Genomic DNA, 9,833 nt, shown 5'->3' on the forward strand with positions numbered 1-9,833 from the left:
GGCGGGCTCCGTGCCCCGCGCCGACCGGGCCGTACGGTCCCCCGGCGCCCGCTGCCACGAGACGGCGAGCGAACTCGGCCTCGACACCGACGAGTTGCCGGAGCTGGCCACGCTCGACACGGGCCGCTGGCGGGGCCGCACCCTGGAAGAGGTGGGCACCGAAGAGCCCGAGGTGCTGATGCGCTGGCTCGCTGACCCCGAAAGCGCCCCGCACGGCGGGGAGTCGGTGCGCGCCCTGTGCGAACGCGTCGGCGCTTGGTTGGAGTCGACACCGAAGGATGCCCGCACCCTCGCCGTCGTCGAGCCTGAAGTCATCCGCGCGGCCGTCGTCCACGCGCTGCGCCTGCCTCCCGAGACGTTCTGGCGGCTGGACGTACTCCCGCTGACTGTAACGGAGTTGGGCGGCCGCTCCGGGCGCTGGAATCTGCGCCTGGGCCGCCCGCTCGCCGGAGAATCGACGCCGCCGCCGGAATCCGGGCGCCCCCGGGCTGACCAATGAAACTTAGGCAAGGCTAAGCTAAGTTCTACGTGCCGACGCCCGGTACTCGGTCCCACCGGGCGCCGCTCTTCGCCCGTGACCCCGTGCCGCTCCCAGTGGCGGGGGCCGGGCGGACGAACACGAGAGGGCCCCGGACGGTCCCGGGGCCCTCTCGTCGTCGTACGGCCGTGGTCAACGGCGGGCTCAGCCCGAAGCGGCCACCGCCGCTGCCGAAGGCGCCTTCGCCGGACGCGGGTTGAGCTGTCGCTCCGCCAACTCGCCGAAGAGCAGCCCGAATCCGCCCCACAGCACGGCCTGGACCGCGAGCGCGGCGAGCCGGAAGCGCCACAGCAGGGTGGCCGGGAAGTCCCGGGGGACCTCGTTGATGACCGGCAGGAACGCGTACGCGAGGCCGATCACCACCGCGAAGGCGGCGACGGCCACGACGGTGGCGTACCAGGTGCCCAGGCTCGGGGCGAGCCGTTTGCCGAGCAGGGTGGCGCCTATCGCGAGCAGCACACTGAGCAGCATCATCAGGAAGTACAGCGTGGTGCGCTTACCGATGGTGTCCGGGTCGCCCACCGAGGGCGGGTTCGCCGGGTACTTGAGGAACGGCACGACGTACACCGCGAGCAGCGCGGCCGTGGACAACAGCAGCGCGGTCGCGCGGGGGCCGAAGCGCCCGACGCGGCCGAGCGCGAAGCAGAACGCGAGCGCGGCGATGCCGCCGAAGGCGACCCCGTAGACCAGGACACCGGTGGCGAGACCGGCGGTGGACTGCAGGGAGCGGGAGACGACCTCCATCTCGTGTTCGTGGGCGTGGGCGTCCTCGAAGGCGATCGCCCGGTCGACGTTCGGTTCACCGAGGAAATAGGCGGCGACCAGGGCGAGGAGACCGGCGGCGAGCCCCGCCAGCATGCCCCGGACCAGGAGGTTTCTGACCGTTGCGGAGTTCATGGAGAAGCGGCGTCCCTTACGTCAGTGGCAGGGGAAGCCGAGCAGGTGGCGGGCGTCGTGCACCCACTCGTGGACGTCCGTGCCGTTGAACACGGAGGTGGCGCCCTGCTCGGCGCCGACGAAGTAGAGCAGGATCAGCATGAGGACGCCGAAGAAGACGGCCCAGGGCGCGATGTCCTTGAGCGGCAGCTTGGCGGGTACGGCGGGGCTGGTGGCTGTCGGCGAAGCGACGGTCTGCGCCATGGCAGGACCTCCTCGGGAATTCGCGTCCCATCTCGGTGGTGCACAGGACGACGGCCACGGGTCTGACTCGCGCTGCCCCTCGCGGGGCCTCGCACACAGTGGCGCGACCGTGCCGGATTTCCACCGGCTTCCGTTCCGCCGTCGTCGATTTCGCACCGACGGTACCGCGTACGAGAGGCGCGGCCAAGACCGCGCCGGGCCGGGTGATCTTCCTCTCCCGGCAGGCCGGGACGCGTGGGCACGCGGTGAACACGCGGTGTCTACGCGCCGGTTCACCGTTCTCGTACGCGGTATCGACGCGCCTGGTCCACCCTCCTCGTACGCGGCACCCACGCGCCGCTTCACCCTCCTCGTACGCTGCTCCCCGTGCCGTCCTCCCCGCTGCTGCGCGCCGCCGTCCTCGTCCTCGAAGGCGCCAAGCCACTCGACGTGGGCATCCCCGCCCAGGTGTTCACGACCCGCGCCTCCATGCCGTACGAGGTGCGGGTCTGCGGGGCCGAGCCCGGGCTGGTGACCGGCGGCGACGGGTTGTCGTACCACGTGGCACACGGCCTGGAGGCGCTGGAGTGGGCGGACATCGTGTTCGTGCCCGGCTACCGGTTCCCGGACCGCGAGGACCCGCCGGCCGCCGTGGTGGCCGCGCTGCTCGCGGCGCACGCGCGCGGGGCGCGGCTCGCGGCCATCTCGACGGGCGCGTTCGCCCTGGCGGCCACGGGGCTGCTCGACGGGAAGCGGGCCACCACGCACTGGCACTACACGCGCGCCCTGGCCGAGCGGCATCCGCTGGTCCGCGTGGACGGCAATGTGCTGTTCGTGGACGAGGGCAGCGTGCTCACCTCGGCGGGCGCCGCCTCCGGCATCGACCTGTGTCTGCACGTCCTGCGCGGCGACCTCGGAGTGGCCGCCTCCAACCACGCGGCCCGGCGCCTGGTCGCGGCCCCCTACCGCAGCGGCGGCCAGGCGCAGTACGTGCCGCGCAGTGTGCCGGAGCCGCTGGGCGAACGGTTCGCCGGTACCCGCGAGTGGGCGCTGCGCAGGCTCGGGGAGCCGCTGAGCCTCGCGGCGCTGGCCCGGCACGCCTCGGTGTCGCCGCGCACCTTCTCGCGGCGGTTCGTGGAGGACACCGGCTACACGCCGATGGAGTGGGTGACGCGGGCCCGCGTCGACCTGGCCCGCGAACTCCTCGAGCGCTCGGACCACGGGGTGGAGCGGATCGCGGCCGAGGTCGGTCTCGGCACGGGCGCGAATCTGCGGCTGCACTTCCAGCGCGTGCTGGGCACGACACCGAGCGACTACCGGCGCACCTTCACGAAGGGGAGCTGAACCACGCTGACCGGAAGGGCGGCTGAACCGCGCCGGTCCCGAGGAACACGGCTGGCGTGATCCTTGCGAACCATGGCGCTCCCGCCGCTCCCCCGCCCGCGCGCCGCCCGCGAATCTGGGGGCGAACGGAAGGGACACCATTCATGACTCGTATCGCCGTCAACGGATTCGGCCGCATCGGACGCAATGTGCTGCGCGCCCTGCTGGAGCGCGGAAGCGACCTCGAGGTGGTCGCCGTCAACGACCTCACCGAGCCCGCCGTGCTCGCCCGGCTGCTCGCCTTCGACACCACCGCCGGACGCCTGGGCCGTCCGGTGTCCGTGGACGGCGACACCCTCGTGGTCGACGGCCGCCGCATCAAGGTCCTCGCCGAGCGCGACCCGGCGCGGCTGCCGTGGGCGGAGATGGGCGTGGACGTCGTCCTGGAGGCGACCGGCCGCTTCACCGCCGCCAAGGACGCGCGCGTCCACCTCGACGCGGGTGCGAGCCGGGTGCTGGTGAGCGCGCCGTCGGACGGCGCGGACGTGACGCTGGCGTACGGCGTGAACACCGACGCCTACGACCCGGCGCTGCACACGATCGTCTCCAACGCCTCCTGCACGACCAACGCGCTGGCGCCGCTGGCCGCCGTCCTGGACGACCTCGCGGGCATCGAGCACGGCTTCATGACGACGGTGCACGCCTACACCCAGGAGCAGAACCTCCAGGACGGCCCGCACCGCGACGCCCGCCGCGCGCGTGCCGCCGGGGTGAACATCGTGCCGACGACGACCGGTGCGGCGAAGGCCATCGGCCTGGTGCTGCCGGACCTGGACGGCAAGCTGTCGGGCGACTCGATCCGGGTGCCGGTGCCGGTGGGCTCGATCGTGGAGCTGAACACCACCGTGGCCCGCGACGTGACCCGGGACGAGGTGCTGGCCGCCTACCGCGCCGCCGCCGAGGGCCCGCTGGTCGGTGTGCTGGAGTACTCGGAGGACGCGCTGGTCTCCGCCGACATCGTCGGCAACCCGGCCTCCTCGATCTTCGACTCGGCGCTGACCCGGGTGGACGGCCGGCACATCAAGGTCGTCGCCTGGTACGACAACGAGTGGGGCTTCTCGAACCGCGTGATCGACACGCTGGAGCTCCTCGCGGGCAGCTGAACTCCCGTACGCGGGCGGCCCCTTGGGCCGGGGCCGCCCGCGTGCGTTCGAGCCACGAAGGCTCAGGCCGCGAGCAGATCGGTACGCATGCCGAGGTGCCGCAGCGCCGAAGCCGCCGCACCCGCGCCGCACATTCCGTGGGCCCCGGGCCCCGGAGGCGTGGCCGCCGAGCACAGGAACACCCCGGGCAGCCCCGTGGCGTACGGGTCCAGGGCGGGACGGGCACCGAACACCAGCTGGGGCACGGTCTTGGCGCCGGTGAGAATGTCGCCGCCCGCGAAGTTGGGGTTGGCGGCGGCGAAGTCGGCGGGCCGGGTGACCTCCATGCCGAGGACGCGCTCGCGCACGCCCGGCGCGAACCGCTCCAGCTGGGCGAGGATCGCGCCGGTGGCGTCCCCGTCGTAGCCGTACGGCACGTGGGCGTACGTCCAGACGGGGTGCACGTCGCCCACCGACCGGCCGGGGTCGGCCAGATACTGCTGGCCGACCAGGACGAAGGGCCGCTCGGGCATCCGGCCCGCCGACACCTCGCGCTCGGCGCGGGCGATCTCGGCGAAGGTGCCGCCGAGGTGGACGGTGCCCGCGCGCCGGGCGTCGGCGTCGGTCCAGGGGATGCCGCCCTCGACGGCCAGGTCGACCTTGTAGGCGCCGGGGCCGCGCCGGAAGCGCCGGTAGGCGGACCGTACCGGGCCGGGCAGCCGGTCGCCGTAGATCGCGAGGGTCTGGCCGGGGTCGAGGTCGAGCAGGGTGACGTCGGCGGGCGGGAGCTGTCGGTGGTCGGTGACGCGGACGCCGGTGTGGATCGTGCCGCCGTTTTCGAGCAGGACCTTCTCCATGGCGCGGGCGATGGACTGCGAGCCGCCCTCGGCGACGGCCCAGCCCGCCGTGTGCCCGGCGGCGAGGATGCCGAGCCCGATGGCCGAGGTGAGCGGGCGGTTCAGCGGGCGGTAGGCGTGGGCGGCGACCCCGGCCCACAGGGCGCGGGCCCGCTCGGTGGTGAACAGCTTGGCCAGAGCGGCCGCGGGCAGGGTGGTGGGCAGCCCGAACCGGGCGAGCAGCAGCGGGTGCGAGGGCATGCGCAGCAGCGGGCCCATCACGTCCTGGGCGAGCGCGTCCCAGTTCCGTACGGAGGGGCCGAGGAGGGCGCGGTAGCGGTCGCCGTCGGCGCCGAGCAGCCGGGCGGTGTCCTCGACGGAGCGCATCAGCACGCCCGCGTCGCCGTCGTCCAGGGGGTGGACGCAGTCGATCTCGGGCAGCAGCCAGCGCAGTCCGTGCCGTTCCAGGTCCAGAGCGCGCAGCGCGGGTGAGGTGACGGCCATGGGGTGGATGGCGGAGCAGTGGTCGTGCAGCAGTCCGGGCACGAGGGCCTCGTGGCTGCGGGTGCCGCCGCCGACCTCGTCCGACGCCTCCAGCAGGGTGACCTCAAGCCCCGCCCGCGCGAGCAGGGCGGCCGCGGCGAGCCCGTTGGGGCCGCCGCCGACCACGAGGGCGGAGGTCATGAGGCGGTGTCCGGGAGGGAGGGCGTGCCGGGAGCCGGGACGGCAGGCGTGCCGGGGGCCGGACGCAATGGGTGCCGCGAACGTACGTCGTGCACGGGGTAGTCGGGGCCGTCGGTGGGCCAGGGCTGGCGGCTCAGCATGTCGCCCACCGTGACATGGCCGCTCTCCAGGAGGCCCAGGGCGGCGTCGTGGATCTCATAGTCCTGAGTCTGCCGGTGGAGGGGCTGGCCCTCCAAACAGATCACGCGCACCTCGCCGGGGGCGAACCCGCAGCGCGCCTGGACGGCACGCAGCAACTGGTCGTCGTGGAGGTGGCCCTCGCCGAAGTTCCAGCCGATCGCGAACCCGGCGATCAGCTCGCCCTCGACCACCACCACGTCCTCCTCGCCCTCGGTGAGACGGCACACGAGCCCGGCGAGGGCCCGCCCGTGGGAGTGCAGGGACCGCCAGGCGTCCACCTTGCCCGCCAGCAACAGGGCCGTGTCGGCGTCGTAGAGCGCCGCTATCTGCTGCTGGGGCAGCCGGCTCACCGTGGTCAGGCCCGTCTCCAGGCGGTCCAGGGCGTCGCCGGTGAACGCCCAGGCGCTGGTGGCCCAGTTGCCCGCGTAGTAGCGCATCGCGGGCAGGAAGGAGACGAGGTCGGGGCGGAGGTTGCCGAGCAGCGGGAGCAGGACGAGGGTCGGCAGGAGCACCACGAGCAGCCAGGGCGAGTGCAGGTGCCAGACGCTGATGTCGCCGTGGGCGCCGAAGAGATAGAAGAGCGAGAAGACGAAGAACAGGTTCCACTCCAGCGGCACGCCCATGGGGACGGTCGAGAGGATGTGGAGGTGGAAGACGGCCATGTAGAGCAGGGCCGCCCAGGTGAGGGGGCCGCCGTCGCCGAGGAAGACGAGGTAGAGCGGTACGGCGTACTCCGTGGCGGTGCCGACGTGGGCGAGCAGGAACGCCAGGCGGGAGGGGCGCAGGTCGCGGGGGTGGTCGCGGTAGAAGAGGGGCCGCAGCCTGCGGGGCATCAGCGGCGCGTTGCTCATCATGATCGCGACCACGAACGGGAAGTGGTGGTTGAGCTTGGAGGTGGCGGCGCCCCACCAGATCGCCAGCATGACGAGCTGGAAGCCGATGAACATGTCGCCGTACGGAAAGAAGAACAGCAGCAGCGAGAGTCCGTACTGTTCGGCGCGCGCGGCGAGGAAGACGGTCTTGTCACGCAGTCCGAGCAGCGCGAGGGCGACGATCAGCGGTACGACGGCCACCGGGTCGAGCAGGCCCACGTGCGCGGAGCCGGGAAGGCGTCCGCTGTCGCCGGGGCGGGTGAGCAGCCAGACGCCGGAGGCGAGGACGGCGGCGTAGAGCAGGACGTCGGCGAGGGTGCGACGGTCGCCCCGGGTGAGGGGCACCTTGTCCGGCCACGGGGGCAGCCGGATCGTGCCGGGCCTGAGCCAGTAGAGGGCGGACCCGACGGGCGGGCTGAACCGGGAGGAGAGCGGTCCCGAGCCGCAGCCGAGCCCGATGACCTCCCACAGCAGGGTGAAGACGATCAGCTTCTGGTAGACGACGGGTTCGGACCACCAGGAGGCCAGGTCGGCGACGGAACCGAGGCCGGGCGTCAGCGAGATGACGAGCGCCGCTCCGCCCATGTAGAGCAGGCATTTGACGACGTAGAACAGATACACCGCGAAGGGGCTGCCGAAGCCGTGCTCGACCCAGTGCCGGGTCAGGGCCTCCAGCCGCTCACGGCGCGGCAGGGCGCGGTAGGTGTCGGTGTCCAGGGGGACCAGCCGGGGTGTCATGAAGCCCATGGGGATCACGCCTTTGTGTCGCGTAGGGGCCGGGGAGAGGGGGTGCGCGGGCGAGGTGGTCAGGCGGGCGCGAGCAGCACCCGGCGCCGCAGCGCGGGCTTGTCGGGCTTGCCGACCGGGTTCTTGGGGATGGCGGAGACGACGAACACCTCGGCGGGCCGCTTGTACGGCGCGAGGCGCTCGGCGCAGAGGGCGGTGACCTGGGCGAGCGTGAGGTCCGATCCCTCGCGCGGGGCTACGAAGGCGACCGGCACCTCGCCCAGCACGGCGTCGGGGCGGCCGACGACGGCGGCCTCCAGGACGCCGGGCAGCTCGTGCAGGACGGTCTCGATCTCCTTGGGGTAGATGTTCTCGCCGCCCCGGATGATCATGTCCTTGAGCCGGTCCACGAGGACCAAATAACCATCCTCGTCCAGGCGCCCCACGTCACCGGTGTGCAGCCAGCCGTCCCGGACGGCGGCGGCCGTCTCCTCGGGCCTGCCGAGGTAGCCGCGCATCACGGTGGGCCCGGAGATGACGACCTCGCCGGTGCGGCCGTCGGTGATCAGGCGGCCGTGCTCGTCCATGACGGCCACGCGCTGGCCGGGCAGCGGCGGTCCGACGGTGCCGGGCTTGCGCGGCCCGTCCAGGGGGTTGGCGGTGGAGGCGCAGGTGGCCTCGGAGAGTCCGTAGCCCTCGACGACCGGTACGCCGAAGCGCTGTTCCCAGGCGGCGATGAGCTGCGGGGGCATGGGTGCGGCGCCGCAGGCGGCGAAGCGCAGCGAGGAGGTGTCCGGGCGCACCTCGGGCGGCAGGCCGGTCAGCATGGCGTAGATGGCCGGGACGGCCGAGAAGCAGGTGGGGCGGGCCCGCTCGACCTCGGCGAAGAAGTTCCGGGCGCTGAACCGGCCGAGGACGGTGGCCCGGCCGCCCGCGCGCAGCGGCGAGAGGACGCCGACGACGATGCCGTTGACGTGGAAGAGGGGCAGGACGAGCAGGCTGTGGTCGGCCTCGGTGAGCCGGGTCGCCTCGATCATCGTCGCGGTCATGGCGTCGATGTTGCGGTGGGTCAGCTCGACGCCCTTGGGGCTGCCGGTGGTGCCGCTGGTGTAGATGACGAGGGCGAGATCGTCCGGGCCGGGGTCGGCGGCGACCGGGCGCGCGGACGGCGGAAGCGGGTGGGCGGACGCCGGGAGCGGACGGGCGAGGTCGTCCAGGGTGAGGACGGCGACGGACTCCGGCAGCCCCTCGCGCACCTGGTCGGTCACCAGCACCCGGGCCCCGCTGTCGGCGAGCTGATGGCCGGTCTCGGCCGGGGTGAGCGCCGGGTTGACCGGGGTGAGCGCGGCGCCGAGCCGCCAGGCGGCGAACAGGGTGACGACGAGTTCGGCGCGGTTGGGTAGCCGGACGGCGACGATGTCGCCGGGGCGCACACCCAGGCGGGCGAGACGGTCGGCGCAGGCCTCGACCCGAGCGGCGAAGGCGGCGTTGGACAGGGTGCCGTTCTCCTCGTCGGTGAGGGCGGGGGCGTGGGGCGCTTGTGCGGCGCGCACGGCGGGCAGTCGGCTCAGCGTCATGAGAGTCATGGGGTCCTTCGCTCCAGCGGGGGACGGAACCAGGCGAAGATAGGGGCGCCACGGCCCCGGCGGCGACGGCCGCGCGCCACAACATCCGGGGCGGCTTTCGTGCTCCGCGCACAGTCCCGGCCGGGCGCGGGCGGCCTACAGTGCGCACATGCCGACAGAACAGGCCCTGGTCAGCCGATTGGCCGACCGCTTCGGAGAGAGGCGGGACGGTGTCGTCGCCGACCTCGTGCGGATGACGCTCGTCCAGATCGACGACCTCGACCACGACGCCGCCACCCGCTCGCTGCTGGAGGCGAGCATCACCGAGAACGTGGTGGCCGCGCTCAACTTCGTGGGGCGCGACTTCGACGCCGATCTGCTGGAGGCCCCGTCGGCGGCGCTGGCGTACGCGCGGATCCTGGCCCAGCGTGACGTGTCGCTCTCCGCCCTCGTCCGTGCCTACCGCATCGGCCACTCCCGGGTGCTCGACGACTGCTTCACCCTGGCCGAGGAGCTGCCGCCCGATGACCGGGTGGCGGTCGTCCTGGCGCTGGTGCGCCGCTCGGCGCTGTACATCGACCAGATCTGCGAGCAGGTCGGGCGGGCCTACGAGCGTGAGCGCGAACGCTGGGTGGCGAGCCAGGACGGGGAGCGCCGACGGTGGGTGGGCGAGCTGCTGGGCGGCGGCCCGGTGGACCGGGCGGCGGCCGAGCGGGCGCTGCGCTATCCGCTGGACGCGGTGCACGTGGCCTGCACGCTGTGGCCCACGGGCCGGATGACCTCCTTCGACCTGCTGACCGCCGTGGACGAGGTGCGCGCCCACGCGACGGCGGCGCTGCGCGCGCGGG

General features: G+C 73.2%; 8 protein-coding genes, 1 pseudogene and 1 riboswitch. Of the genes and pseudogenes, 4 read left to right on the forward strand and 5 right to left on the reverse strand.

What is annotated here, in order from left to right:
* Nucleotides 1-499 (forward strand): histidine phosphatase family protein (locus GTW40_RS26105; protein ID WP_161182615.1); only part of this gene is annotated, 499 nt, incomplete at its 5' end.
* A gap of 183 nt (nt 500-682) precedes the next feature.
* On the opposite strand, the gene GTW40_RS26110 is transcribed toward GTW40_RS26105, so the two are convergent.
* Both GTW40_RS26110 and GTW40_RS26115 read right to left on the reverse strand, forming a co-directional pair.
* Nucleotides 683-1,435 (reverse strand): CbtA family protein, encoded by a 753-nt coding sequence (locus GTW40_RS26110; RefSeq protein WP_161182616.1) that lies wholly within the window; start codon nt 1,433-1,435, stop codon nt 683-685.
* Nucleotides 1,436-1,456: 21 nt separating this feature from the next.
* The gene (locus tag GTW40_RS26115; protein WP_161182617.1) at nt 1,457-1,678 is read right to left on the reverse strand and encodes a CbtB-domain containing protein; all 222 of its coding nucleotides are present in this window, start codon (nt 1,676-1,678) and stop codon (nt 1,457-1,459) included.
* A 34-nt stretch (nt 1,679-1,712) separates the two neighbouring features.
* Nucleotides 1,713-1,853, reverse strand: a riboswitch (cobalamin riboswitch).
* Nucleotides 1,854-2,044: 191 nt separating this feature from the next.
* Between GTW40_RS26115 and GTW40_RS26120 the strand changes: the two genes are divergently transcribed.
* Nucleotides 2,045-3,001, forward strand: coding sequence for a helix-turn-helix domain-containing protein (locus GTW40_RS26120; protein ID WP_161182618.1), 957 nt, complete (start codon nt 2,045-2,047; stop codon nt 2,999-3,001).
* A gap of 143 nt (nt 3,002-3,144) precedes the next feature.
* Complete coding sequence (gap, locus tag GTW40_RS26125; protein WP_161182619.1) at nt 3,145-4,143, forward strand: type I glyceraldehyde-3-phosphate dehydrogenase; 999 nt, start codon at nt 3,145-3,147, stop codon at nt 4,141-4,143.
* Between the two features lie 62 nt (nt 4,144-4,205).
* On the opposite strand, the gene GTW40_RS26130 is transcribed toward gap, so the two are convergent.
* From GTW40_RS26130 to GTW40_RS26140, 3 genes are read right to left on the reverse strand one after another with little or no spacing between them, the layout of a single operon-like run.
* Nucleotides 4,206-5,642, reverse strand: a complete 1,437-nt coding sequence (locus GTW40_RS26130) for an NAD(P)/FAD-dependent oxidoreductase (RefSeq protein ID WP_161182620.1) — start codon at nt 5,640-5,642, stop codon at nt 4,206-4,208.
* Entirely contained in the window at nt 5,639-7,441 is a 1,803-nt protein-coding gene (locus GTW40_RS26135; protein ID WP_161182621.1) for a DUF3556 domain-containing protein, read from the reverse strand. Before GTW40_RS26135 ends, GTW40_RS26130 begins: the two co-directional genes overlap by 4 nt.
* A gap of 59 nt (nt 7,442-7,500) precedes the next feature.
* On the reverse strand, nt 7,501-9,006 hold the full coding sequence (locus tag GTW40_RS26140; protein ID WP_237525702.1) for an AMP-binding protein: 1,506 nt from the start codon (nt 9,004-9,006) through the stop codon (nt 7,501-7,503).
* A gap of 148 nt (nt 9,007-9,154) precedes the next feature.
* On the opposite strand from GTW40_RS26140, the pseudogene GTW40_RS26145 reads away from it, so the two are divergent.
* A pseudogene (locus GTW40_RS26145) lies at nt 9,155-9,833 on the forward strand (hypothetical protein); the annotation flags it as partial.

It is taken from the genome of Streptomyces sp. SID4985, from assembly GCF_009863025.1.
GTDB lineage: Bacteria > Actinomycetota > Actinomycetes > Streptomycetales > Streptomycetaceae > Streptomyces.